Source organism: Kitasatospora sp. NPDC057936, assembly GCF_042887525.1.
Lineage (GTDB): Bacteria > Actinomycetota > Actinomycetes > Streptomycetales > Streptomycetaceae > Kitasatospora.
Genome location: NZ_JBHVPD010000043.1, coordinates 37,908 through 61,850 on the forward strand (window position 1 = coordinate 37,908; position 23,943 = coordinate 61,850).

At 72.9% G+C, this 23,943-nt stretch carries 28 protein-coding genes and 1 pseudogene; 3 read left to right on the top strand and 26 right to left on the bottom strand.

Annotated features, from left to right (window positions below; translation table 11 throughout):
- Nucleotides 1-25: 25 nt before the first annotated feature.
- The 24 genes from ACFVU9_RS22505 to ACFVU9_RS22620 form a co-directional block, all read right to left on the bottom strand.
- The gene (locus ACFVU9_RS22505; protein ID WP_387595815.1) at nt 26-1,303 is read right to left on the bottom strand and encodes a tyrosine-type recombinase/integrase; all 1,278 of its coding nucleotides are present in this window, start codon (nt 1,301-1,303) and stop codon (nt 26-28) included.
- 2 nt (nt 1,304-1,305) lie between these two features.
- Complete coding sequence (locus ACFVU9_RS22510; RefSeq protein ID WP_387595818.1) at nt 1,306-1,545, bottom strand: helix-turn-helix domain-containing protein; 240 nt, start codon at nt 1,543-1,545, stop codon at nt 1,306-1,308.
- 2 nt (nt 1,546-1,547) lie between these two features.
- Nucleotides 1,548-3,314, bottom strand: coding sequence for an ATP-binding protein (locus ACFVU9_RS22515; protein ID WP_387595821.1), 1,767 nt, complete (start codon nt 3,312-3,314; stop codon nt 1,548-1,550).
- Nucleotides 3,311-4,249: a bifunctional DNA primase/polymerase gene (locus tag ACFVU9_RS22520; RefSeq protein ID WP_387595824.1), complete on the bottom strand. Its 939-nt coding sequence runs from the start codon at nt 4,247-4,249 to the stop codon at nt 3,311-3,313. The genes ACFVU9_RS22515 and ACFVU9_RS22520 overlap by 4 nt, the downstream gene beginning before the upstream one ends.
- A gap of 84 nt (nt 4,250-4,333) precedes the next feature.
- A complete protein-coding gene (gene ssb, locus ACFVU9_RS22525) occupies nt 4,334-4,831 on the bottom strand; it encodes a single-stranded DNA-binding protein (RefSeq protein ID WP_387595827.1) in 498 nt (165 codons plus the stop codon).
- 10 nt (nt 4,832-4,841) lie between these two features.
- On the bottom strand, nt 4,842-6,692 hold the full coding sequence (locus ACFVU9_RS22530) for a DNA polymerase (protein ID WP_387595829.1): 1,851 nt from the start codon (nt 6,690-6,692) through the stop codon (nt 4,842-4,844).
- On the bottom strand, nt 6,689-6,928 hold the full coding sequence (locus tag ACFVU9_RS22535) for a hypothetical protein (RefSeq protein ID WP_387595832.1): 240 nt from the start codon (nt 6,926-6,928) through the stop codon (nt 6,689-6,691). The genes ACFVU9_RS22530 and ACFVU9_RS22535 overlap by 4 nt, the downstream gene beginning before the upstream one ends.
- Before the next feature lie 13 nt (nt 6,929-6,941).
- Nucleotides 6,942-7,190 carry a hypothetical protein gene (locus tag ACFVU9_RS22540; RefSeq protein WP_387595835.1) on the bottom strand — a complete coding sequence of 83 codons (249 nt, stop codon included), beginning with the start codon at nt 7,188-7,190 and terminating at the stop codon, nt 6,942-6,944.
- Nucleotides 7,187-7,822 carry a DNA methylase gene (locus tag ACFVU9_RS22545; RefSeq protein WP_387595899.1) on the bottom strand — a complete coding sequence of 212 codons (636 nt, stop codon included), beginning with the start codon at nt 7,820-7,822 and terminating at the stop codon, nt 7,187-7,189. Before ACFVU9_RS22545 ends, ACFVU9_RS22540 begins: the two co-directional genes overlap by 4 nt.
- Nucleotides 7,823-7,911: 89 nt before the next feature.
- Complete coding sequence (locus ACFVU9_RS22550) at nt 7,912-8,490, bottom strand: hypothetical protein (protein ID WP_387595838.1); 579 nt, start codon at nt 8,488-8,490, stop codon at nt 7,912-7,914.
- 115 nt (nt 8,491-8,605) lie between these two features.
- Entirely contained in the window at nt 8,606-9,256 is a 651-nt protein-coding gene (locus tag ACFVU9_RS22555) for a hypothetical protein (RefSeq protein ID WP_387595841.1), read from the bottom strand.
- 114 nt (nt 9,257-9,370) lie between these two features.
- Nucleotides 9,371-9,523, bottom strand: coding sequence for a hypothetical protein (locus ACFVU9_RS22560; RefSeq protein WP_387595844.1), 153 nt, complete (start codon nt 9,521-9,523; stop codon nt 9,371-9,373).
- Between the two features lie 24 nt (nt 9,524-9,547).
- Nucleotides 9,548-10,057 carry a hypothetical protein gene (locus ACFVU9_RS22565; protein ID WP_387595846.1) on the bottom strand — a complete coding sequence of 170 codons (510 nt, stop codon included), beginning with the start codon at nt 10,055-10,057 and terminating at the stop codon, nt 9,548-9,550.
- A gap of 20 nt (nt 10,058-10,077) precedes the next feature.
- Nucleotides 10,078-10,269 carry a hypothetical protein gene (locus ACFVU9_RS22570; RefSeq protein ID WP_387595849.1) on the bottom strand — a complete coding sequence of 64 codons (192 nt, stop codon included), beginning with the start codon at nt 10,267-10,269 and terminating at the stop codon, nt 10,078-10,080.
- Between the two features lie 178 nt (nt 10,270-10,447).
- Nucleotides 10,448-11,833, bottom strand: a complete 1,386-nt coding sequence (locus ACFVU9_RS22575; RefSeq protein WP_387595852.1) for a transfer protein — start codon at nt 11,831-11,833, stop codon at nt 10,448-10,450.
- A complete protein-coding gene (locus ACFVU9_RS22580; RefSeq protein WP_387595855.1) occupies nt 11,830-12,663 on the bottom strand; it encodes a hypothetical protein in 834 nt (277 codons plus the stop codon). Before ACFVU9_RS22580 ends, ACFVU9_RS22575 begins: the two co-directional genes overlap by 4 nt.
- 89 nt (nt 12,664-12,752) lie before the next feature.
- A complete protein-coding gene (locus ACFVU9_RS22585) occupies nt 12,753-13,250 on the bottom strand; it encodes a hypothetical protein (RefSeq protein ID WP_387595857.1) in 498 nt (165 codons plus the stop codon).
- 14 nt (nt 13,251-13,264) lie between these two features.
- Nucleotides 13,265-14,491 (bottom strand): hypothetical protein, encoded by a 1,227-nt coding sequence (locus tag ACFVU9_RS22590; RefSeq protein ID WP_387595860.1) that lies wholly within the window; start codon nt 14,489-14,491, stop codon nt 13,265-13,267.
- A 1,072-nt stretch (nt 14,492-15,563) separates the two neighbouring features.
- Nucleotides 15,564-15,746, bottom strand: a complete 183-nt coding sequence (locus tag ACFVU9_RS22595) for a hypothetical protein (RefSeq protein ID WP_387595863.1) — start codon at nt 15,744-15,746, stop codon at nt 15,564-15,566.
- The gene (locus ACFVU9_RS22600; protein ID WP_387595866.1) at nt 15,746-16,243 is read right to left on the bottom strand and encodes a hypothetical protein; all 498 of its coding nucleotides are present in this window, start codon (nt 16,241-16,243) and stop codon (nt 15,746-15,748) included. The genes ACFVU9_RS22595 and ACFVU9_RS22600 overlap by 1 nt, the downstream gene beginning before the upstream one ends.
- A 39-nt stretch (nt 16,244-16,282) precedes the next feature.
- Nucleotides 16,283-16,672 carry an ATPase gene (locus ACFVU9_RS22605; RefSeq protein ID WP_387595869.1) on the bottom strand — a complete coding sequence of 130 codons (390 nt, stop codon included), beginning with the start codon at nt 16,670-16,672 and terminating at the stop codon, nt 16,283-16,285.
- A gap of 46 nt (nt 16,673-16,718) precedes the next feature.
- Complete coding sequence (locus ACFVU9_RS22610; protein ID WP_387595872.1) at nt 16,719-18,215, bottom strand: DUF2637 domain-containing protein; 1,497 nt, start codon at nt 18,213-18,215, stop codon at nt 16,719-16,721.
- A gap of 101 nt (nt 18,216-18,316) precedes the next feature.
- On the bottom strand, nt 18,317-18,610 hold the full coding sequence (locus ACFVU9_RS22615) for a hypothetical protein (protein ID WP_387595875.1): 294 nt from the start codon (nt 18,608-18,610) through the stop codon (nt 18,317-18,319).
- A 110-nt stretch (nt 18,611-18,720) separates the two neighbouring features.
- A complete protein-coding gene (locus ACFVU9_RS22620) occupies nt 18,721-19,368 on the bottom strand; it encodes a hypothetical protein (protein ID WP_387595878.1) in 648 nt (215 codons plus the stop codon).
- A gap of 374 nt (nt 19,369-19,742) precedes the next feature.
- On the opposite strand from ACFVU9_RS22620, the gene ACFVU9_RS22625 reads away from it, so the two are divergent.
- Nucleotides 19,743-20,870: an XRE family transcriptional regulator gene (locus tag ACFVU9_RS22625; RefSeq protein WP_387595881.1), complete on the top strand. Its 1,128-nt coding sequence runs from the start codon at nt 19,743-19,745 to the stop codon at nt 20,868-20,870.
- Here the strand turns inward: ACFVU9_RS22625 and ACFVU9_RS22630 are convergent.
- Complete coding sequence (locus ACFVU9_RS22630) at nt 20,854-21,657, bottom strand: GntR family transcriptional regulator (protein WP_387595884.1); 804 nt, start codon at nt 21,655-21,657, stop codon at nt 20,854-20,856. The genes ACFVU9_RS22625 and ACFVU9_RS22630 overlap by 17 nt on opposite strands.
- Nucleotides 21,658-21,907: 250 nt before the next feature.
- On the opposite strand from ACFVU9_RS22630, the pseudogene ACFVU9_RS22635 reads away from it, so the two are divergent.
- A pseudogene (locus ACFVU9_RS22635) lies at nt 21,908-21,997 on the top strand (glutamine synthetase); the annotation flags it as partial.
- Nucleotides 21,998-22,175: 178 nt separating this feature from the next.
- Nucleotides 22,176-22,892 (top strand): class E sortase, encoded by a 717-nt coding sequence (locus tag ACFVU9_RS22640; protein ID WP_380443453.1) that lies wholly within the window; start codon nt 22,176-22,178, stop codon nt 22,890-22,892.
- Nucleotides 22,893-22,917: 25 nt separating this feature from the next.
- On the opposite strand, the gene ACFVU9_RS22645 is transcribed toward ACFVU9_RS22640, so the two are convergent.
- Entirely contained in the window at nt 22,918-23,715 is a 798-nt protein-coding gene (locus ACFVU9_RS22645; RefSeq protein WP_387595888.1) for a beta-glucanase, read from the bottom strand.
- Nucleotides 23,716-23,943 lie beyond the last annotated feature (228 nt).

Consider the following 23,943-nt stretch of genomic DNA (forward strand, 5'->3'; position numbering starts at 1 on the left):
TCGTGTCGCCGACCCGGGAGGCTTCTCACTCGCCCGGGGCCGTCTGGGGGCCGTCAGCGCTCGGATCGGTGGTCCATCCGAGCGCTTCGTAGAGCTTGTCCACGGCCCGGCGGGTGCGGCCGTCGCTGCTCGGCATCAGGTGCGTGTAGACCCGGAGCGTGAACCCGGGGTCGGTGTGCCCGAGGTACCCGCTCAGCGCCTTCACGCTCTCGCCAGCGTCCAGCAGGACGGAGGCGTAGAAGTGCCGGAGGGCGTGCATGCCGTCCTCTCGGGACGCCTGGTGCCGCTTGCCCTTCTCGGGCGCCGGGATGACCCCGGCCGAGACGAGGGCGGGTTTCCAGGCGTACGTGTTGAAGTCGCTCCGCCGGACGGGGCCGCCCTCCTCCCGGGAGAACAGCAGCAGCTTCGTCACCGGCGGCCCGTCCGGGGTCAGCCACGGCAGCGTGACCTCCACCGGCGGGAACGCCTCCATGTGGGCCTTAAAGGCGTGCCCGACCCGCTCCGGGAGCGGCACGTCCCGCACCTTGCCGCGCTTCGGCGGCGCGAACACCAGGCGCCCGCCGATGTCCTTGACCTGATAGCCGACGTGGAGCCACCCCGTGTCGAACCCGATCTCGTCCACGGGGAGGCCGAAGATCTCGCCCTGTCGCAGCCCGCAGCCACCGCCTGCGTCGTTCATCGCCTGGTAGCGCTCCGGCAGTCCCGCCCGCACGGCGGCGACGCGGTCAGGCATCCACGGCCGCACCCGGCCAGGGGCCCGGCTCGGGGCGGTGACCGCCCGGGAGCGGCACGGGTTCGTGGTCCGCAGTTCGTCTTCCACGGCGGCGGTGAAGATGCCGGAGACGTTCCCGAAGATGACGCGGCGGTAGGAGGAGGCCGGGACCGCCTTCTCCAGCTCGGCCAGCCACTCCCTGATGTGCGACGGGCGGAACGAGTCCATCGGGCGGGAGCCCAGGTAGGGGATCGCGTGCCGCCGGATCTGCGCGTCCACGGATGAGCGGGTGTTGAGGTCGGTGTTCTGCGACTCCAGCCACCTCTCCGCGAACTGCTTGAAGGTCGTGCGGGCGGCCTTCGGGTCGATGTACTGGCCGCGCGACATGTCGGCCTCGATCCGGGCCAGCCATTCCTCCGCCTGGCGCTTCTGGCGATCGGGGAAGCTCTTGCTCTTCTCCGTGCCGTCCGGACCGACGTAGCGGGCCCGGTAGCGCAGGCCGATGCCGTAGCGGTCGGTGCGGACGCGGCGGGGCTTGCCGTCCGTCCCGGGTTCGGTCTTGTACCAGCGGTCCTGGATGTGTCCGGCCATGGTCAGGCGGCCTCTTCCTGGTTCTGCGCCCACTGGGCGACGGCGTCGGGGTGGTAGCGGACGTGCCGGCCGACACGGAAGCCGGGCGGGCCGGTGTGCTTGCGGCGCCACTGGTAGACGGTCTCCAGCGGCACCTGGAAGATCCGGGCGATGTCCTCGGGTTCGAGGTACGCGGCCGGGAGCGGGCGGATCCGGCGTTCAGCCACGGAGCCGGAGGGCTTGGGCGGTACCTGTTTGGGCACGGTCACTCCGTTTCGGGGCTGGCGGCGGTCGGACACTCGGGGTGTGTGAGGTGTCCGGCGGCGGTGAGGGCGGGGTCGACAGGCTGCTCGCAGGCGGCGCAGCGGAGGTGGTAGCCAGAGATTGGCCGCAAAACAGCGTCCGCAGCGTCCTGAGCGTCCGCAAGGGGGTCTGAGCTGGGGTTTTGTGCGGACGCTGATTTCACGTCAGCGTCCGCACGGTGCGAATCAGCGTCCGCAGCGTCCGCGGGCGGACGCTGATTCACGGAGGTGCGGACGCTGGTGTGCGGTTCAGCGGCCGCATGTCTGTGCAGGTCAGGGGGTGTTGCGGACGCTGCGGACGCTGTTTTGCGGGCCATCTCCGGTGACGGGGTGAGGGTGATGGTCCGGTCGCGGTTGTGGCCGGTGCGGCCGTCGTCGAAGGCGATGCCGGTGGCGCGCAGGGCGGGGGCGAAGCGCCGGAGCTGTCCGCTGGCGTGGTGGGCGGTGCTGGGCCACTTCTTGGTGGGGGTTTCCGGGGGCGGGAGGAGGTTGAGGAGCTGGGTCATGGTGCCGGTGAAGGCGCCGTGGGTCTCGACGAAGGCGACGATCGCGGCGGCGAACGGGTCGGCTTCGAGGGCCTCGATCGCGACGTTCTCGGCGGCCTTGAGGTAGTCGCCGAGGGTGTCCCATCCCTGGACCTGGTCGACGGCGGCCAGGACGCGGGCGAAGTCGGCCATGCGGGGCATCTTCGCCAGGTTCACCTCGGGGAGGGCCTTGAGGACCTTGGCGAGGAGGTCGAGGAGGGCGGCGAGGATGGCGGGTCGGGCGGTGTTGTAGGCGGTGTCGAGTTCCTCCTCGGTGCGGCGGCGGTCTTCGGGGATGAGCTGGAGGTCGAGCATCATGATGCGTTCGGCGAGGTCGCCGGCGAGGGCTCCGGCGTCGATGGTGGTCATGGCCAGGACCCGGCGGAACGTCAGGACGACGACGTCGTCGTCGGTGTAGAGGGCGCGGTCGACGATGCCGTCGCCGGTGACGGCCTTGCAGAGGGTGTCGGAGAACCACGGCGGGATCGTGGACACGTTGTCCAGGCACAGGGCCCAGGAGTTGAACGCCTGGGTTGCCCAGGTCTTCACGTCGCGGGGCTGGCTGCGTTTGGTGGCGGCGGACGGGTCGACCAGGTTGATCACCATCTGTGCCGTCTTGGACTTGCCGGTGCCCTGCTCGCCCTTGAAGGTGAGGACGGGGTGGGGGATGTGGGGGATCCAGGCGGCGACGAGCCAGGCGATGAGCTGGTGGAACGAGCGGTCGTCCATGTTCAAAAGCCCGCGCAGGGCGGTGAGGCCGTCCTCGCCGGGTTCGGGGGTGGGCATGGGCGACATGGCGCCGGAGCGGCGGAACATCACCGGGGAGCGGCCGTCGACCGTCCAGCCGTCGGGGGTGACGGTGACGCAGCGGCCGTCGGCGGTGCCGAGGTCGACGACGACCCGGTGGGAGTCGCCGGCGACGCGCAGGTGGACGGGGACGGGGTCGGTGTTGGCGGCGATGCCCTCCAGGACGGTCATGGCGTCGGCCAGGGCGGACTGGGAGGGGACCTGGCCGCCGTTGGCCTCGACGAACCGGCGGGCGAGCTGCGAGCGCAGTCCGGCCTTGCCGCGCAGGGGCAGGACGATGTTGGGGCCGTTGCGGCGCACGCCGTAGGGGCGGCCGTCCTCGGAGACGAGGAAGTCGTAGGCGGCCTTGGCGAGCGAGACGACCTGGGAGGCCTGGGAAGGGCCCTTCTCCGTGCTCAACTGCCGCTCTCCTCTCGGTCTCGGGCGGCGCCCCGCTGGGCGTTGCGCAGGACGCGTCGGGCCTCGTCCTCGGGCAGGCCGACGGCGACGGCGGCGATCAGCAGGTCGCCGGCGGCGGTGTCCGGGTCGATGCCGGGGACGGTGAAGGCGGTACGGGCGGCCCAGTAGAGGCGGCTGTTGCGCTCGCCACCGTCGGGGTCGGCCTCGCTCACGACCCGGACGAGGGCCTCCAGGCGCCGCCTGGGGCTGCCCGTCATCGGCCGGTCGGGCGCTTCGGGGCTGTCCCGCTGGGCCCCTTGAGGGGCGGTCAGCAGGCGCAGGAGCGCCTTCGGGGCGGGGGCGATGACGTGCGGGCCGGAGCCGGGGGCGAAGGTGTAGCGGCCCTTGGGGCCGAGGGAGCCGGGGCCGACGAGGTAGCCGCCGGTTCCGCGGGTGTCCACCCCGCGGGCCAGCAGCCCGGCCGTGTTGGGCACGGTGGTGTCGGTGGGGGCGGTGAGCCAGAGGTGGAGGCCGCGGGACTGGGTGGCGATGGTGGCGGTGGTCGGCAGGGTGAAGCCGTGCCGGTCGGCGAGCGCGTGGATGTTGGCGACGCCGTCGGTGCCGTTCTTGCGGTCGAGGTCGAGGCCGAACAGGTGGTGCGGGGGCCGGCCGCAGGCGATGCCGTAGCCAGCGGCCCACGGGGCGGCGGCGAACAGGGCCTTGACCTGTTCGGGGTCGCTGCTGGCGTCGTGGACTCCGTGGCCGAGCGCCCCACACTGGCCGGTGCACAGGCTGTGGATGTCGTCGCCGTGGGCGGAGGGGATGGCGGGGAGCTTGGAGCGGGTGAGGGGGATGACCGGGAGCCGGTAGAGGGTGGCGGCGGTGAGGGCGTGGGCGCGGGCCGGCGCCCACCACGGTCCCGGGCGGTGCTGTACGGCGGGGGCGGGTCGGTGCATGCTGGGGTCTCCGTTCTGTCGAGGGACGGGAAGCGGGGCCGCTGCGGGCCGGGAAGCTCGTGCGGCGGCCCCGAATTGGTGCTGCTAGAAGGGCGGCTTGTCGCCGGAGGCCGGGCCGTCGGCGGCGGGCGTGCCGGGCCAGGGGGTGGCCTTGCCCCGGGCGGGCAAGGCGCCGGCCCACGGGTCGTCGGCGGGCTGCCGGCCGCCGTTGCCGCGGGTGGTGCGCTGGACGGTGGCGGTGGCGTAGCGCAGGGAGACGGCGACGTCCTCGACGTCGATGCCGAAGCCGGTGCGCTGGACACCGTCGGCGCTGGTGTAGTCGAACTGCCGCAGGGCCCCGGTGACGACGACCCGGGTGCCCTTGGTCAGGGTCTTTTCGGCGTTCTCGGCGAGCCAGCGCCAGGCGGTGCAGCGCAGGAACAGGGTGCGGCCCTCGCCCCAGGTGGCGGTGGTCTTGTCCCAGTTGCGGGAGTTGGAGGCGACGTTGAACGTCAGCCACGGCACGCCCTCGCTGGTGGTGCGCAGTTCGGGGTCGGCGGTCAGGTTGCCGGTGACGGTGATGACGGTCTCTCCGATGGGCACGGCGGCCTCCTCAGGCAGCGGCGGGAGCGGTGGCGGAGGGTTCGGGCAGGCGGCCCCAGTGGGTGCCGAGGATCTCGGCCTCGGCGGCGATGGGCACGCCCCGGAACCGGGTGGTCATGACCTCGGTGAGCAGGTCGCGGACCTTCTCGGCGTCGTGTTCGGGGACGTGGACGATGACCTCGTCGTGGACGAAGAGCCACAGGCTGGCGGCCATGGCGCGGTCGACGGCGAGTTCGTGGACGGCGGCGACGAGCAGGTCGCGGGCGGTGGACTGGATGGCGTAGTTGCTGTTGGCGTAGGGGCGCTGGGGGTCGGGCGGGATGCGCCGGCCGGAGCCGGTGACCACGACGGGGGCCTCGGCGATGGTCTTGCCGAAGCGGATCACGTCGGGGTAGGTGCGCTGCCACCGCTGGATGACCTGGCGGGCGACCGAGATCGGGACGCCGGTCTGGGCGGCGAGGGCTTTGGCGCCGCCGCCGTAGATGGTGCCGAAGGTGGCCCGCTTGCCCACGGTGCGCTGTTCCTTGGTGAAGGCGGGGCCGTACATCAGCTCGGCGGTGGCGTCGTGGATGTCGACGCCGGAGGCGATGACTCGCATCAGCGTGGCGTCGCGGGACAGGGCGGCGGCGACGCGGACCTCGACGGCGGAGAAGTCGCAGCCCACCAGCACGTGGCCGTCGTCGGCCCGGAAGCAGTGCCGTAGCCGCGGGTCGTGCTTCTTGAGGGTCTGGAGGGCCGGGGCGGTGATGGACATGCGGCCGGTGCGGGCCCGCAGGGTGTTGATCTGCGGGTGCACCCGCCCCTCGGCGTCCGCCGCCGCGAGGAAGGAGCGCAGGTTGGTGCGGGTGTTGGTGGTGGCGGCCATCGCCCGCCGCGCCGCCAGCATCGCGGCGCCCTCCGCCGTGATGGAGGCGGCGCCGCCGGCCAGGTCCTGGGCGAGCTGGGCGAGGGTGTCGGCGGTGACCTGCGGCTGCCCCTTGGCGGTGCGGGGGAGCGGGCTGCCGGTGATCTGGGAGTCGAGCCAGTGCGCGAACCTGGGGCTCGTCCCGGAGAACCCCAGCGCCTCCTGGATCGCCGCCGAGGCCTGCTCGAACTCCCCCTGCACGTCGGCCAGGAGGCCTTCGGTGTAGGGGCGGTCCAGGAGCAGGCCGCGCACGGTGATGCCGGTGGACTGGGCGGCGAGCCACTGCTCCATGCGCACCAGGTGGGAGAACGGCGCGCACGCGGCCAGCAGGACGGGCAGCAGGCGCCGCACGTAGACGGCGTCGAGGCCAGCGTAGACGGTGTAGGCCTCGTCGGTGGCGGGGATGTGGTTCCAGCCCCAGGTCAGCGGGTTGTTGCCCGCCCGCTGCCCGGTCGGGGCCAGAGCGCGCATGCGCTCGTAGAGGGCCTGCCGGGCCTGGACGAGGCCGTCGTCCAGGTAGCGCAGGGACAGGTCCTTGAGGCCGTGGCCGGCGCGCTCGTCCGGCTGGACGAGCTTGGACAGCAGGTGGGTGTCCACGATGCGCTGGCCCAGCGCGATGCCGAACGCGGACCAGACCGCGAGGACGTCGTAGTTGGTGTGGGTGGTGAACCTGCGGTCCGGGTGGGCGAGCGTGCGTTCGATCGCCTCCCGCTGGGCCGGGACGAGCGGGTTGAGCACCCACGCTGTGTCGATGGTGCCGAACTGGACCAGGCGCAGGCCCGCGTCCGGTCCGAAGTGGCCGGGGCCGCCCTCGACGATCGCCCGGCCCTCCACGTCCAGCCCGAGCACCGGGTCCGAGACGGTGAACGCCTCGAACGCCGCGCGGTCGAAGTCCCGCTCACCGGCGGGGGCGTGGACGGTCATGGTGCGGCTGGCGTGGGTGCGGGTGTAGGTCACCACAGCGACCCCTGCTCCGGCGCTGCCGCCTCGTCCCGGCGCTTTCCGGTCCGGTGGTGCTGGGACCAGCAGCGCGCGCACAGGGCCGTCCAGGGCCCGCGGTGGGTCCGCTCGGCGGTGGGGAACAGCGGGTTGCGGGGCTGGCGGCAGGCCGGGCAGTGGCCGGGGCCGAGGTCGTCGGGGGCGTGGTCGAACAGGGTTCCCGAGGGCTGCGCGGGCTTGTCGGTGCTGCTCAACGGGTTCCTCCTCTCACGGTCGGGTGTCGCAGGCGGGGCACTGCCACAGCAGCGGCACGGCGGGCAGCCGCATCGGCCGGCGGCAGCGCGGGCAGGTCAGCGGGACGGGCGGCGGCAGGAGGCGGTGGAGCCAGCCGTAGCCGTCACCCTCCACCGCCGCGTCGTAGCCGCTCGTGTCGGCGGCCAGGTGCGGCACCGCCCCGGGCACGGGCTCCGGGGCGGTGGTGCCGAACAGGGTGTCCTGGTCGGGGAGTTCGCTCACGCCGCTTCCCAGCGGTCCTGGTCGAGGGAGAGGGCGGCGTGGCGGCCGAGGTGGAGGGTGTAGGCGGGCGGGATGGCCTCGGTCAGCTCCTCGCGCCGGGAGGTCCAGGTGATGCCCATGGCCTGCTGCATCTCCGGGATGGAGGCCTTGCCGCCGCCGGAGCCGTACGCGGCGACGTAGGGGCCGTCGAAGTACTGGCCGTGGCGCCAGCCGCGGACCCTGCCGCGGTGCGGCACGTGGGCCGGGCGGGGCATGCTCCAGGCGCCGAGTTCGAAGTTGCGGTGTCGCAGAACGGACAACTGGAACATCTCGCCGCACAGGGAGACGTCCTTGCGGACCTCGGCGCGGCCGTTGGGCTGCTCGATCACGTACGGCCGGCCGCACTCCTGGAGGGCGTCGCGGGTGGCGGCGACCAGGTCGTGGTGGGTGCCGCCCCAGCCGCGGGAGGCGTTCGTGCCGACGGTCAGGGCGCATTTGTCCTGGCAGGGCGGCGAGGTGTGGACGAGGTCGAACCGCCGGCCGTGCTCTCGGATGAAGGAGACGGCCTCGCCCCGGACGAAGCGGAACGGGTAGTCGGGCCGGTCCTCGATGTCCACGCCGAGGACGTCGAATCCGGCGAGCCAGTAGCCCATCCCGGCCCCGCCCGCGCAGCAGAACGCGTCCAGCAGGGTGAAGCCGTTCCACGGGCGGGCGGGCAGCCAGGTCGCCGCCGGTCGGGCCTTCACCGGTCACCGCGCCGGGCGCCGATGGCCTGGAGCTGGTTGACCGGCGGGGCGCAGGCGTTGAGGACGTCGACGAGGGCGTGGACGGCCTGTCGGGCCTGCTCGGTGAGCTCGGGCCCGCGGGTCGTGGTGGGGGCGGGCAGGAGGTGGTCGGCGACCGGGACGGCCAGCGTGGCGGTGAGCAGGACGGCCGGGCGGTCGTACTCCTCGGGTTCGATCAGGCGGGGCCCGGCGATGTCGTCGCCGAGCCGCAGGTGCTGCCACCAGTCCGCGAACCGCCCGCCGGGGCCGGGGCCGTCGGTCAGCGCGCGGTGTCGGAGCCGCACGTCGATCCGCAGCAGCAGGTCGCCGTCGTAGTCGAACCCGGGACGCACGTCGGCGATGTCGGGGCGGAGGCGGACGTAGCCGGGGGACATGACCGGGGCGGTGGCCACGGTCCAGGCCTCGGCGGCGAAGTGGGCCGGGGTGAGCGGGGCGCCGTCGTCGTGGAAGCGGTCGGCGTGCCGGGAGAGGTAGGCGCCGTAGTGGGATCGGCCGTCGCCGCACACGGCGAGCGTGTGGGTGTCGAAGCAGGGCATGCTGGTCCTCGTCTCCGGTTCATGGGACGCACGGCCCCGCGGCAGTCGGCTCTCTGCCAAGAAATGACGGCTACCGCGGGGCGTCGTGCGTGCGGGGATGTGGTTGGCCGGGCCGCTACGAGGCGTGGCGCGCGCCGGTCAGCACGTGCCGCAGGGCCTGTTCGGCGTGGTGGCCGAAGGTGTAGGCGGCGTCCGCCAGCCCTTCGGCCTGACGGCCGGCGTCGAACATCTCGGCTGCCTCGCGTTCGGTCACCTCGTCCGCCGCGGCGATCTCCTCGGCGGTGTGCTGGGCCATGAGGCAGAGGCACATGGCGGCGCGCGCGGCGTCGAACCCGGCCCGGCCGGGCCACCGGTTGAGGCCGGCGTCGATGAACGGCAGGGGTTCCGTGACGGCGAACTGGCCGTCGTCGGTGCGCGAGCCGTGGACGGCGACCGGCTGCCGGCCGTCGAGGACCTGGCCGATGGCCCACACGGCACCATCGGCATAGGCGCGGGCGGTGGTCTCGTACAGCGCCTGGAACATGGCGGCGGTGATGCGGTGGATGTCGGTGATGCGGAGGAGCGCGTTGGCTTGCGGGCGGACGGTCGCGGTGACGTGGACAGCGCCGGGCCGGGTGACGTGGCCGTCCACCAGGCGGAACCGGTCGACGTCGTCGTACATGTCGAGGGCGGTGCGGGCGGCGCGGGCGGCGAGACGCGCCTCGTGGGCGGCGGCCCCGAGGGCGTGGACGCTGGCGGTCAGGGACGTGTGCCAGGGCAGGGTCACGGGCTCTCCAGAGCGGGTCGGCGGGAGCGGACTGTCCGTCCCCCGCACCGCCCGGACCGCCACCGCCGCGGGGCGCGGTGGCGGTCCGGGCGGCACGGCGGCCGGGCGGGCCGGTCAGAACTCACCGGTCTGGTGGGCGATATAGCCGGGGCAGTACGAGTCCGGGCAGTCGCAACCGGCGCAGTCGTCGCAGAACGCTTCGCCGCACTCCTCGCACCACTGGTGGCCGGGGCAGTACGGGGACGCGCAGTCGTCGCAGTAGGACACGGGGCTCTCCTCGTGGGCGGGTGGTCAGTACCGGTTGCTGATGGAGCCGCGGCCGATGACGGTCTGGCGCTGGCGGCCGATGACGGTGTGGCGCTCGCGGTGGATCAGGGCGACGGTCGTCGTGCCGCCCTCGCTCGCGTTGCGGATCTTGGCCTTGACGGCGAAGACGCCGGCGACGACGGCGGCGATGACGATCGCGGTCCACTTGAGGGCGGCGACCAGGCCGTCGGCGTGGGCGGCGACGGCTCCGATCCCGGCGCCGATCATCCATACCGCGCCGCCCGCGGCGAGGGTGGCGATCGAGCCGTAGAGGACGTACTGGCGCACGGCCAGGGACAGGCCGTCCTCGGTGGCGGGCGGCCGCGGGGCGGGCGGTTCGGCCGCCGGGGGCAGGGGCACGGGCGCTGTGGGGGCGGTGTGTTCGGGGACGGCGACGATGCGGCCGTCGACCATCGCGGCGATGTAGCCGGGCGGCATCAGGTAGACGCCGGGGTCCGCCGGGGCGCAGGTGCCGAGCTCGGGAGTGCGGTCCATGGGGCTGTCCTCCTTCCCGGTCAGTGGAGGGAGCCGGCCGCGCCGGCGATGGCGGCGAGCAGGTGATCGATGGCGGTGTGGAGGCCGGTGGAGGCGAGCGCGTAGCCGAAGAGGGCCGCGACCGCGGCGGATCCGACACGCAGGTAGCCGTGGCGCAGGAGGAAGAAGAGGAGGGCGCCGGCGGCGAGGGCCAGCGAGATGGAGACGAGCACGGGCGTACTCCTTGGGGCCGGTGAGGCGGGGCTGTGCCCCGTGCGGACGCTGATTCACGGGTATGCGGACGCTGGCGCGCGGTTCAGCGTCCGCAGATCCGCGCAGGTCAGGTGGTGTTGCGGACGCTCAGGACGCTGCGGACGCTGTTTTGCGGGCAATCTCTGGAGACGGACCCGTTCAGCGCAGGTCGGAGAGGGCGTTGCGGATGCTGCCGAGCTTCACGGGGCGTCCGCCGTCGGCGTTGACGGCCTCCAGCAGGGCGTGGGCGTCCATGGGGCCGTCGACCGTCTCCAGCACGGCCATGACCCGGTCGGCGATCGTCCGCTGCGGGGAGTGCTGCGGCGTCCCGCCCGCGGGGGCGGGGCTGGTCCGGCCGCGGGCCCGGTCGCCTCCGCGGCCCTCCTCGCCGTCCTTTGGCGTGAAGGCGGCGGCGTAGGCGGCGTCGCTGTCGAGCTTGTCGACGTACGCTCGCCCGGCGACGGGCCAGGCGGCCTTCTCCAGGGCGGCGGGCGGGCCGTCGCCGTAGAGGGTGAGGATCTCGGGGTCCAGGCCCTCGGTCGGTACCGGGGTGCCGACGTTGAAGGCGCGCATCTTGGCGCCGGGGTAGGGGCCGGAGATGCGGTAGCCGGTGCCCTGGGTGCCGGGGCGGTCGTCGTCGGCCTCGGTCTCGAACTGGGAGATGAGGCGGGTGGCCCCGGCGCGCTTGGGGATCGGGGCGAGTTTCTGCCCCGGGGGCAGCAGGCCGTCGGCGACGAGTTGCTGCATCATGCTGGACGTCCACCGGAGGAGCAGGACCTCGCCCTCCTTGAGCATGGCGCGCATGGTGTCGGAGCCGCCGAGTTCGTCGAGGTGGCCGGCTTGGGCGAGCAGGGCGATGCCGACGCCGAGGGAGCGGCCGGTGCGACCGATGTCCTTGATGTAGAAGGTGGCTTCGTCCCGGTAGGGGGCGCCCTTCTCAAGGAGGCGGTTGGCCTCGTCGATGACCGTGTAGAGCAGCGGGTCGGGGCGGTCGCGCAGGAACTTGGAGCGGCCGGCCGCCGCGTACCGGGCCGCGCGGTCCTTCATGACGCACCAGGCGGTGTGCAGTTGGGCCATGACGCCCTCCTGCGAGTACACCGACCAGTCCACGTTGCCCCGCGCCTCGGGGGCGGACTGGCCCTCTTTCAGGTCGCCGTAGAACGTGGCGATCCCGGAGCGCTTCATCGCGGCCAGGATGATCTGGGCGAGCGTGGACTTCCCGGCGCCGGTGGTGCCGAACACCAGCAGGCGCTGCGCGGACCCGGACGCCGGGTCGTAGAGCTGGACGTAGACCTTGCGGCCGTTGTGGTAGCGGCCGATCCAGATCCGGCCCTGTTCGTCCATGGCCAGCAGCTCGGGGTCGGGCAGCCGGACGTCGGCGAGCGGGTCGCTGGGGTAGACGGTGACCAGGGCCCTGCTGCCCATGGCCTCGATCGCCAGGCGGGAGGGGTCGTCGATGCGCATGGCGTCGGCGAGGCGGACGGGGTCGTAGGTGATGATGTCGCCAGGCGGCGCCTCGACGGTGAGTTCGTAGATCCGGTTCACGCCTCGACCTCCCGCCCGGTCTCGACGTCGACCACGCGGATGTCGGTGATCGTGGTGCCGGGCATGCCCTTGGGGGCGATGTTCTTGGCCCAGTGCGCGTACAGGTCGGCGGCTTGCTGCGGAGCGCGGCCGACGGTCAGGCGCCGCACGCCGGCGCCGCGGCCGGACATCTTGGCGACGGTGATCTCCTCCTCGTCCCAGTCCAGCAGCGCGGACAGGGCGGTCAGGGAGATCGTCGGCACCGGGGTGCCGGGGCGGGTCGAGCGGATGACCGCGGTCATGGACCGGGGGCCGGTTTGCTCGATGTGCTCCAGGACGGTGCCGGGGGCGACGCCGCCGTCGTCGGCGGCGTGCTCGGACCACCACACGGCGAGCGGGTGCCGATCTCCTACCGGGTCCAGGCCGGTCGGGGCCTCCTGGCGGGCCTGTTCGACGGCGTCGGGGGTGAGGGAGGGTTCGCGGCCGGTCAGGACACGGGCCATGCGGGCCGGGCGCACGAACCACACGCCCGCGGCCCACGCGGCGTCGACGGCGAACTCCCACCAGTGGACGCCGGGCACCAGGCGCTCGGTGACGAACAGTGCGGCCATCGTGGCGGAAGGGGTGAGGTAGAGGGCGGTGGCGGTGTCGCGCACCGGATCGGCGGGGAGCGTCGCGGACCAGAGCAGGCCGTAGAGGATCGCGGCGCCGGCGCCGCCGAGCGTGGCGAGGTTCAGGTCGGCGGTGAACGCACCGGCCGCGAGGCCGCCGGCGCCGGCGAGGGTCGCGGCGCGGCCGAGTCGGTCGCGGGCGACGGCGATCCGCCCGCGCATCGGACCGAGGGACATCATCAGGGGCTCTCCTTCGCATACCGGCAGGTCAGCTGGGGGCGAAGGGGCGGCGGTGCGGCCAACAGGGCGGCACCGCCGCCCCGTTCGGGTCAGCGGTTGCTGTAGAACTGCCGGTCGGCCATCTCGACCGGCATGGCGTTGGCGGCGTCGGCGACCGGGCCGTAGTCGGCCTCGTGGGCGGCGGCGGCGACCTGGAACGACGTGGACAGGTCGGCGAGTTCGGCGGCCATGGCCTCGGCCTCGGCGAGCACGGAGCGCATGACGACGGCGGCGTCGCGGTGCTCGCCGATGGTGTCGCGGTCGACGGCCAGGGCCTCGGCCTGGTCGGCGAGGCGGTCGACCGAGCGCGCGCACTTCTCGACGTAGTCGTAGGTGCCGGTGACGCGGTCGGACAGCAGGGCGAGCTTCAGCCCGGCGGCGGTGAGCTGGGCGATGACGATGCCATAGCGCACGCCCTCGGTGATGACCTCGCCGGTGGCGGCGATGACCGCCCCCGTACGGTCCGCGAGGCCGCCGCCGTGGGTCGGCTCGGCGCTCGCGGTGAGCGGCTGTCGGCTGGTGAGCGGCTGGTGGGTGGTGTCGGACATGGGCGGCCTGCCTTCTACTCGTTGTGGTAGTCGCGCTCGGCGGGGGCGGTGTGCCCGGCGTCGCGCACCGCGTCGGCCAGGGCCTTGTGGCGGTCGGCGGCGTGGTCGCCGGCGGTGGTGACGGCCTCGGCGGCGGCCGGGATGGCGGCGGCGATCGCCTCGGCGCGGGCCTTGACCTGCCCGGTCTTGTCGATCAGGGAGACGACCATGCGCTCCAGGACGCCGGGCACCTTCAGCTCGATCACCTTGGCGTGCAGGGCTTCCAGGCGGCCGATCAGCAGGTCGCAGCCCTCGGCGGTCTGCCTGGCCTCCTCGGCGCCCTGGGCGATCTCCTCGCCCATGTCGGCGTCCGCCTCGATGACGTCGTAGATCGTCAGGTCCGAGTCGGCGTACTGCGTGCCGCGCACGGTGCGCGGCGCGGGGATTCTCACGGGTGGTCCTCCAGCGGGTGTTGTGGGCGGGGGTGCGGTGGTGCCGGGCCGGGTGTGGCCCGAGCGGTAGGGGGCGTGGGGCAGGGCGGCCTGGCCGCGGCCGATGGCCGGGACCGCGGGCGCGTCCGGGTCGGGCCGGTCGGTCCGGTGCACGGTGACGGTCTCGTCCCGGGCCCAGCCGGGCGGCGGCCCGAAGTCCTCGGGCGGCCGGGGCGAGCGCCGGTGCTCGTGCTGCCCCTCGAACCAGGCGTAGAAGCCGGACCAGTCGAACGCCTTGTACTCGTGCCAGAACCGGTAGCCGGAGTCGAACGCCTCGTCGCCCTGCCCCGGCCGGGCTTCCTCCGCCTTCTCCTGCGCGGCGCCGGCGCGGCTGTCCTTCGCCCGGCCGGCCCGGTCGCGTGCCCGCTCCCGCCACGACCGGCGGCGCTCGCGGCTCGCCTGTCCCCGGCCGGGACGGGAACGGCGCCGCGTCCGACCCCTTTTCGAGGCGGTGGCCGTCCGGCGCTTGCGGGTCTTGCGGCTCTCGGCGCCGTCGGGCGCCGGTTCGGCGTTGGGCGTCTGGCCGGTCGTGGCGTCCGTTGGGACGGCGAGGTCCGTTCCGGGCGCCGCGGCCTGCCCGGCCTGGTCCTGCTGCTGCTCGGCCGTTGCGTCCTTGGCGGTGTCGGTCTTGGGTTTGCGGCCGTTGCGGATCCGGTCGGCGATGCGGGCCCGCAGGGCACCGCGGATGGTCGCTGGTGCAGTTCCCGCCCCGGAGGCCTTCATAGGGTCGCCGGTCGGCTTCCACGAGCCGGAGGTGATCCGGTCGGCCACCCGCTGGCGGGCCGCTCCCCGGATCGTGTCCGGACCGGACGGGGACCGCTCCGGCTTCGCAGAGGGGTTCCGGGGGCCGTTGGTGATGCGGTCGGCGATCCGGCGGCGGGCCGCCCCGCGGAGCGTGTCCGGCGCGGACGGCTGCCGCGGGCCCCGCCCGGCGCCCCGCTCCCGGCCGGTATGACCGGGCGACTCCGTACCGCCGTGCGGCCGCAACCGGCCACTCCCGGAGGGGCGTTCGGGCCGCCCGGTCATACCGGAGGCCTCCAGGGCCCTTCTGCGGGCCTCGCGCACCCGGTCCGGCCCCGGACTGCCACCACCGTCTGATCGGACGTCAGGGCGGCTGTGGCGGGGCCTGTCGGGCGTCCTGCCGTCCTGTCGGCCGGGCGGGGCCGTGGGGCTCTGGCGGAACGTCGCCGGCACCTGCGAGCCCGCCCGGGACGGGATGGGAGCCGCCGGGTGGCGGGTGCTCCGGCCGAACTCCGGACCGGACTGCACCCGCCCCCGGCCGGCAGGGCCATGGCCGCCGCTTCGGAAATCCACAGGTTGTGGATTCCCTTGGGCGATAGGGGTTTTCTGCTGCCTCTCCACTGCTTTCCGGTGTTCGGCACGGGAATTCAGGTAGCCGACGAAATGCGCGGCGCCACGCAGAGCGGCCACGGTGATGCCGGCCATCATGACCACCGACATCGTGGCCACACTGGTCGAGGAATTGTCGTCCTCGACGGCCGGGGCGCCCGATTCGGCGGATCCGGATTCCGGGGAGAGGTCGGGGTTGCGGGGGACGAGCAGGGACGCGGGCGGGGCGAGGTCGGTGTCCAGCGGTCCCAGGGTCGGGATGCCGTCGGGCGGGCGGTCCTCGCTCACGACCCCGGGGACGGTCAGCCGGGGGAACCCGAGCACGGTCCCCCCGGCGTCGTCGTCGGCCATCGGGCCTCCAATCGAGGGTGTCACGCTCCGTGCGCGCCCCGGGGGTCCCTCACGCGTACGCGTATACGCGTGGGTGGGACCCCCGGATGCACGGAGCGGGGTGGTGATGATGAGCGCGAAGCGTCACCAGGAGGGCGCGGGCTCAGGTGGCGGCGTGCTGCTGGGTCCAGGCGCTGAGCATCCGCACCAGGTCCGCCCACACCTCCTCGTCCCCGCCGGCCAGCGTCCGGGCCAGGTCCCACAGCGCGCGGGCCCGGTCCGCGTTCGTTCCTGTCGCCGCCAGGCGTTTCTGCCAGTAGGCGACCTGCCCGGGGGAGAGCGGCATCAGGCGCTCTCCTTCAGGAAGTCGAGGAACGCCGGCGGATTCCCGGCCGTGTTCCCGTCCGTTTTCTCGGAAAGGGCCGAGGAAACGCCGTGCAGGTTCGCCGCCGAGTTCACCGCGCGAGCGTTCTGCGCGGCCTGGATCCCCGCCTTGCGGGACTTCTCCAGGGCCTTTTCGGCGGCGCGGGCCGCCCGCTTCTTCGGCAGCTCGACGTAGCGGCGGTTGAATTCCGCGTCCAGGCGCCCGGCGGCGTTCACCGCGTCCCGCAGGCTGCTCTCCAGCTTGGCCAGGGGCCGGGTCGCGAGGTAGGCGCGCACCCGGGCCTGACCGGGCCGGTCGCCGTCCAGGCGCACCGCCTCCAGGTCGGCCCGGTACTCGCGCAGCAGGGCCTGGACCTGGTCGGCCATCTGCCGCAGCCGCTCGCGCTGCTGGGCGGCGTAGATGGCGGTCCCGCCCGGCGCCGTCAGGTGGTCCGACGTCCACCTGCTCCCGTTGGTCATGGGGTGTCCTCCTGGTTCGTGTCGGTGTCGTCAGCCCGGTCAGCGTTCGACGACGGGCTTGTCGAGGTCGCGGTGGGTGAGGCGGACGGTCACGCCGGTCTTGCCGAGGCGCCGGGCGAGGACGCGGGCGACGGTGGCGGCGCGGTGCCGACCGCCCTTGCAGCCGACCGCGATGGTCAGCGGCGCCTCGACGGGACCGGCGTCGTACGCCTCCGCCAGGGCGGCGGTGGCGGCGATGAGCTCCTGGATGCCGGGCGTGGCCAGGACGGCCGCGCGGACCGGCAGGTCCTCGGCGCTCTGGTAGCGCAGGGACGTGTCGATGTGCGGGTCGCGGAAGTGGCGCCGCAGGTCGACGGTGATGTGGGCGAACTCCGGGGCGGGGCCGTGGAGGTAGCCGAACGAGACGACGTTGATGTCGGACAGGGCCATGACGGGACATCCCTTCGCGATCAGCGGGGCGGGGAGTTCGGGCAGGTCAGGTGGTGCGGGCCTGGGGGTAGCCGGAGGCGATCAGCTCGGCGGCCTCGGCGCGTCGTCCGGACGCGGTGGCGAGGGAGACGTCGAGGGCCTCGGCGATGGCCTGGAGGGTGACGGCCTCGGGATTGCCGCCGGCGGCGAGGATCATCCGGGCGACGCGCCGGGCGGCACGGGCGGCGGGGGTCAGCTTCGCCGCGTCCTCCGCTTCAACCGCGCGCAGCTCCGTTTCAGCGGCGCGGGCACGGGCTTCAGCGGCACGCAGACGGGTCGCCTCGATGGCGTCTTCGGTGTCGGCCTGGGCGAGCCTGGCGGCGGCGGTGTCACGCTCCGCTTCAGCCTTGCGCCTGGCCGTTTCAGCGACGGCCTCCTCCGTTTCAGCCGCGCGCCTGGCCGTTTCAGCGGCGCGCAGACGGGCGCCCTGGGCGGCCTCCTGCTCGGCCATGGCGGCGTTCTCCTTGGCTGCGGCCAGGCTCTCCGTTTCAGCGGTGCGCAGTCGCGTTTCAGCGGCGACGCGCTCCTTTTCAGCGGCGGCCTCGCCGGTTTCAGCGGCGCGCAGACGGGCGTCGGCGGCCTCCTGCTCGGCCGCCGCGGCCTTCAGCTCCTCCTCGGCTTGGTCGAGCCGTTCGGCGGCCTCGGCCTCGCGGCCGGCGGCGACGGTCCGGGCGTGGGCGTGGGCCTTGGCGGTGGCCGTCTCGGCACCGACCTCGTACCCGGCGGCCTCCACCCGGCCGGCCGTACGCAGGCTGGAGATCCGGACCTCGGCGGCGCGGGCCTCGGCCCGGACGGTGGCCTCGGCCTCGAACGCGGCCCCGCGCTCGGCCCGCAGCCGGGCCCGCTCGTCGACCTCCATCGGCAGGGCCAGGGCCTCGTCCACGCTCAGCCCGAACCGCTCCATGGTGAGAGGAAGCAGCAGGTCAGAGGGGATCTTCTCCGGGTTCTTGCCGTGGTCGCGCTCCAGCATCACCCGGTAGACCAGACGCTCGCGCTCCAGCTCGACCGCCCGGTCGTAGGAGGCGATGCCGTTCAGGCGCATCCGCCGGTACATCTTGAAGGACGGCCACGGGGCGAGGATCCAGCGGTGCAGCGGCACCCCGTCGCGCTGGTGGCCGGCCTCGATCCGGGTGATCCGGATGACCAGGCGCCGCCCGGCCTCGACCACCGCCACGAACATGACCGGGATGACGGCGTGCATCGCCGTGCCGGTCGGATCGGCCAGCAGCGGCCCGGCCGACGCGGCGTTGAAATAGATCGTCGCGGCGGTGAAACCGTGGGCCAGCAGCCGCAGCATCGGCCACGGGGTGCCCTTGCGGATCAGGTGCAGGTCCATCGCCAGCAGGGCTACGATCCCGGCGTCCACACCGACCGGGAACGCGTAGCTGAAAGGCCCGAAGCCGTGCCTGAAACCGAGGTCCCGAAGCGCGGCATAGGAGCCGCTGAAGCCGATGCCGGCGAGCGCCACACCGCCGACCGCGGCCAGGATCGTCAGCCCGAGCATCAGCCTGCCCGGGGTCGTCGTCTTCGTGGTTGAAGCGGCGGGCCGCGTCGTTGAAGCGGTGGCGGTCGGGGCTGAAACGGCCGCAGGTGCGGCCATGGTCGTCACGCGGCCACCCGCTCGACGCTCGCCGTGCGACGGATGACCGCCGGGCGCCGCAGCGGCACCGGCGCCATGCTCAGCAGCCGCTCGGCATAGGCGGCCAGCACCGGGTCCTCCCGGCGCAGGTCCGCCACGATGTCGGCCGCGGCGTCCATCCGGGCCTCGTACTCGGCCGCGCTCTCACCGGGCACCCCGGTGAACAGCCGGGTGAACTCCGAGTCCACGACGAGCCCGAGCGCAAGCTCGGCGAACTCGTCCTCGTCCAGGACCGTCTGGCCTGCAATCATCTTCCTCACGGGTCTGCCTCTTCCTGGTTGATGGGTGGGCCCGGCGGGGACGGCTCCTCTCCCGGCAAGGACAAGGGAGCCGTCCACCGCACAGGGCGACAGATGGGGTGAGCTGCGGGTTAGTGCTGCGCGAGCGACTGGTCGCCGCCGCGACGGGGGCCGGACAAGGCCCGACGGGTCCCGCTCCAGCGCGGGCCGTTCCGCCAGGGACTCCACGCCTCGACCAGCGCGCGCTCGTCCTCGCCGACCAGGTCCAGCCCGCCCGCCGGACGGGCGGCCAGCAGCTCGTTGACCAGGGCCTCGACACGGCCGTTACGGGTCCGGTCGACCACGCCGGCCCGCTTGGTCCGGGTGGCCTGGGTGAACCCCCTCGCCGCGGCGGCCAGGTGCTCCCGGTTGAGCTCGGGCTTGCCGGGCTTCTTGACGGGCGCCTGCTCCTGTTCCTGCTCGGCGGCGGCCTGGCACGGGTTGCACTCGGTGCCGCGGTTCGCCCGGTTCAGCCGTGTACCGCACTTGGTGCACTTGGCGGCTTCCTGCTCGACGGCGACCCGGGGCGTGGTTCCGGTCTCGGACAGGACCGCAGCGCCGGCCGCGAGGACCGCCAGCCACTCCTGCTTGCCGATCTCGCCGCTCCACCGCGGCGCCCGCTTCCCGGTCAGCCGACCGAGGCGACACGCCGCCGCACGACGCCGGCGCTCGTCGCCCTCGGCCTCGGCCACCCACGCACCCGCCGACATCCGGCAGGAACGGCTGGTCAGCGACGCCACGCGGTGAGCGTAGGAACGACCGGTGACGGTCGGGACAGCAGCGGTGCGGGGGGTAGCAGGCATGGCGAAGCCTCCTAATGGCAGTGCGTGTCGCGGGGCGGCCCAGACCGGGCAAAGGGAGTCGCGAGAGCAAGCAGCACTCGTTCAGCGAGCCTCTCGGCTAACTGGTGCGCACCAGTAGTCTGCAACTGGTGCGCACCAGTGTCAAGCGATCCCCTGACGGCCTGTCTGTTCGGCCGCATCTCTATGGAACTGTGTGCGCCAACAACCCGGTAGCCAGCAGGGGTTAACCCAGTTTTGTTAACCCCCCATGACAGGTCCCACTGGTGCGGCATCCTGTGGACTCACGGCATCGTGACGGCGGAGGTGGGCGCATGGCGGAGCGGCTTCGGCAGGCTCGCAAGGATCGCGGCTGGTCCCAGGATCGACTGGTCCGCGAGATCATCCGGTACGCCGAACAGCGACTGCTGGACGTGGCGTCGCCGGCGAGCTTGAAGGTCTACATCTCCGAGTGGGAGAACGGTCGCCGGGCTGTTTCTGGCACGTATGCGACGGTCCTGCGGGCCTTGTTCGGGAAGACCGATGACGAGCTGTTTGGGGCTCCGTCCTTGCCCATGCCAACCGCCGACGGCTACGACGAGCTGATCAACCGCATCGACTCGGCCAGGAACCTGAGCTTGGGCATGGTGGATGCCCTGCTGAACCAGACGGAGCTACTTCGGAGCGTCGATCGGCAGATGGGCGCGGCGGCGCTGGTCGACCAGATGCGTGCGCACCTTGACGCTCTGGAAGACGCTCTAACCTTCGCTGTTCTTCCGGATGCCAGGAGGCCTGTGGCAACAGCCCTGGCCGGAGCTGCCACCCTCGCGGCGTGGCAAGCGCTCGACGCGGGTGCGGTGGAACGCGCCTGGAGGCACTATGAGTTGGGCAAGAGGGCGGCGGCCGAGGCCGAGCAGCCGATGTACCTTGCCCACGCCATGGCGGAGCAGGCCTACGTCCTGGCCGATGCGGGCCGCGCTGAGATGGCCGTGGACCTGGTGCGCGACGCTCAGCGTACGGGCGGGACCAAGGTGTCCCCGCGGCTCGCCGCCTGGCTCTTCGCGGCAGAGGCGGAGCTGTGCGCAAAGGCAGGCCTCGCGGACGACTGTCGGAAGGCGCTCGATCAAGCCGCGGCAGCTCTACCGGCCGGGGATGAAGCGCGCGACCCGGACATGCTGAGCATCTTCCTGAATGCCAGTCACCTGGCTCGATGGCGCGGGAACGCCCTCGCCATCCTGGGGGAGGATGCTGCCCTGGCGGAGCTGTACGTGGCCCTTGAGCGGGTGGACCCGGCGTTCCTGCGAGCGACCGCGGGGCTTAGGTGCGACTTGGCGCAGGCCCACCTGGTGCGTGGGGAGTACGGACAGGCGCGAGAGCACCTGCAACAGGCCCGCCTCCTGGCGAACCGAACGGGGTCGGTCCGGCACAGGAGGCGGATTGAGGGGCTTACCGGGCGCCTGTAGGCCGCTGCGGGCGGTTGGCCAGCAGATGGAGCAGGGCGACGAGCGTCCCCGACCCGAGCAGCTCGTCCCCGGCGATCAGACCGGGGACATCGGCGAGGGGGATCCACTCGATCCGCCCGGCCTCCTCGGCGTCGGTCGGCTCTCCGACTTTGGTGGCGTCCCTGGCCACGAAGATCTCATGGGGAGAGTCCACCATGCCCACCATGGGCTGGTAGGTGACCACGTGCTCTATGGAGCCGGGACGCCAGCCCGTCTCCTCCTCGACCTCCCGCGCGGCGGCTGCGCTGGCATCCTCGCCAATGTCTACGATGCCACCGGGCAGCTCCCAACCGAACCGTCCGGGGACGAATCGGTATCGCCAGAGCATCAGGACACGGTCATGGTCGTCCACGACGGCTGTAATGGCAACGTGCTGAAGCCGCACCACGTGATGCTCGAAGCGCTCCACACCAGGGGGCTCGACGTCAACGAGCGCGAGCTTTACCCATTCGTTGTCGTAGACCAAGCGCTCACCGTGGATGCGCCACGGCTCCAGCTCCTGTCGTGGTGCCCCCGCCGCCGGCTGCCCCTCTGGGCTGCGGGCGTTCACGAAGTAGCCGCTTCCATGCTGGGCGACTACCAGGCCTTCGGCAGCGAGCTTCGACAAGACCAGGCGGACCGTTGTCCGGCCGGCGTCGAGGTCGGCCGACAGAGTGCGCTCGGATGGCAGCTTGGCGCCGATGGCGAGCTTGCCGGAGTCGATCAACCTGCGGATGGCCTGCTCCACGTGCTCTGTCTTCTTGCCCATGCCCTTTCGCACTCTCCCGCCCTTCGCGACTGGTGCGCGCCAGTCTATGCACTCTCCACGGTGGCCTTTTTGGTGTCAGGACGGTTGGCTTCCTGTAGGCAGTCGGGTGGGGCCGGGGGGCTTGGCGCGCCGGCCTGCTCGGGCCGTCTGTGGGCCGTCCGGGGGTGGCCAGAGGCGACCAGCAACACCAACCAACGACCGCTCCACGGCCGGTTGTCGGCCGTTGGTTGATCCCGTCCTGGGGCGGCATCAGTTCCTCAGGAACAAGCGCCAGGAGTGGGAGGAGTACCGCTCCGAGGTCACCCCCTTCGAGCTGCGCAAGAACCTCCAGGTGCTCTGAACCGGCTCCCAGGCCCGCCCGGCGACCCACTGCCGGGCGGGCCTTCGCATGTTCCGGCGCGGCGGGTTACTGCATCCGGGGCGGTCCCGCCGCGCGGGCGTGTGTCGGCTTGCGGTGGCCGGGCGGGGCCGCTGGAGTGACGGCGATGGTCGGGCCGACGGCGTGAAGGAGGGCCGGGGTGGCGGAGCGGCGGAACGTCGGTGCGGTGGTGCGGGCGGGGGTACGAGGGCTGGGCGACCTGCTGCTGACCCTGGGCGTGGTGGTGGTGCTGTTCGCGGCGTACTCGGTCTGGTGGACCGACCTGGTGGCGAACCGGGAGGCGGACGGCGCCGCGGCCCGGCTGCGCGGCGACTGGGCGGTCGCCGCGGCCCCGCCCGCCACGCCGGCGCCCGGGTCCGAGCCGGCGCCGGACCACGGCGATCTCGGGTTCCTGCACGTGCCGGCCCTCGGCCGGGACTACCAGGTGCTGATCAGGCTCGGCACGGACGACGAGACGCTGGCGGAGGGCGTGGCCGGCGCGTACACCGTGCCGCACCGTTCGGTACCGCCGTGGGAGGGCGAGGGGAACTTCGCCCTGGCGGCGCACCGGGACGGCCACGGGGCCAAGTTCCACGACCTGGACCGGGTGGGTCCGGGCGACGCCGTGGTCGTCGAGACCAGGACCCGCTGGTACGTCTACCGGGTCGACGGCGTCCTGCCGGAGACCTCCCCGGACGACGTGGGCGTGATCGCGCCGGTGCCCGTCGGCTCGCCCTACACCTCGCCGGGGCGCTACATCACGCTGACGACGTGCACGCCGGCCTACACCTCGCTCTACCGTCTGGTGGTCTGGGGGAGCCTGGTCCGGGAGGAGGCGATGACACCCGGGCGGGTGCTGCCGGCGGAGCTGCGCTGAGCGGCACCCCGCCCGGACCACGCGGTCAGCGTCCCTTCCGGGGACGGTCGACCTTCATCAGGTCGGTCTCCATGGTGACCGGGTCGGTGCGGGACGGCGGGGCGTGGAAGGTCCCGTCGCCGATCGAGAGGTTGAGGATCAGGTAGGCGGCGAAGTCCGGTCCGACGCCCGTCCCGTCGGACCAGACCGCGGTGAGCCGGTCCTGGGAGGGCCCGACGTACCAGGTGTCCGTGTCGGCGCCGAGCCTGACCGCCACGTACACCCAGCGTTCGGGGCCGATGTCCGGGCCGGAGTAGACGGTGCTGCTCGGGCGCAGGTGGTTGACGAACTCGATCCGGTCCGGGTGGTCCGCGTACCACTCGAACAGGTCGAGCTCGTGGCCGCCGTCCTGCCAGGTCCACAGGCAGGGCCAGGCACCGGTGTCCGCGGCGGGCAGCCGGACGTGGACCGTCACGAGGTCGCCGGTGCGGAGCCGGAACCCGCTGCCGCCGGAGTCGCAGGAGTCGCCGGTGGTCAGCAGGCCGGTGTTCCAGGAGCCGTCCTCCGGGTGGGTGGCGGTGATGGTCAGGTGCCCGGAGGCGGTGCTCAGCGCGTCGGTGGTCAGCCGATCCTGTTTCCAACTGTTCGGATTGTCGGTGCAGTTGGCATACGCGGCGGTCTTCCAGCCCCAGGACCGACCCGGTCCGACGTCGAGGGTGTCGAACCGTTCCAGCAGCACCGTGGTGTCCCGTACCGGCCGGGAGAGGGGGGCGGCCGACGACGGGGTGGCCGTGCATGTCGCGACGACCGTCACCGCCATCGCCATCAGTATTCGAAGATCCATGGCGTCAGGATCGCCGTCGGACGATCGGCCCGCGCAGTGGGTGGAGCCGTCCGGATGAATTCCTCGTTCCCGCCCCGGTTCGCCCGTCGCGGATTGGTGTGTTAATGCTGTGGACCGGCCCGGGCCGTGGTAGAAATCATGCGGGTTTTATGACGGTGGCCCAATGCTCGTTAATTCCCTCTGAATTCGCGAGTGAATTCACCGCAAGGGTTCGGACCAGCAGTGAGG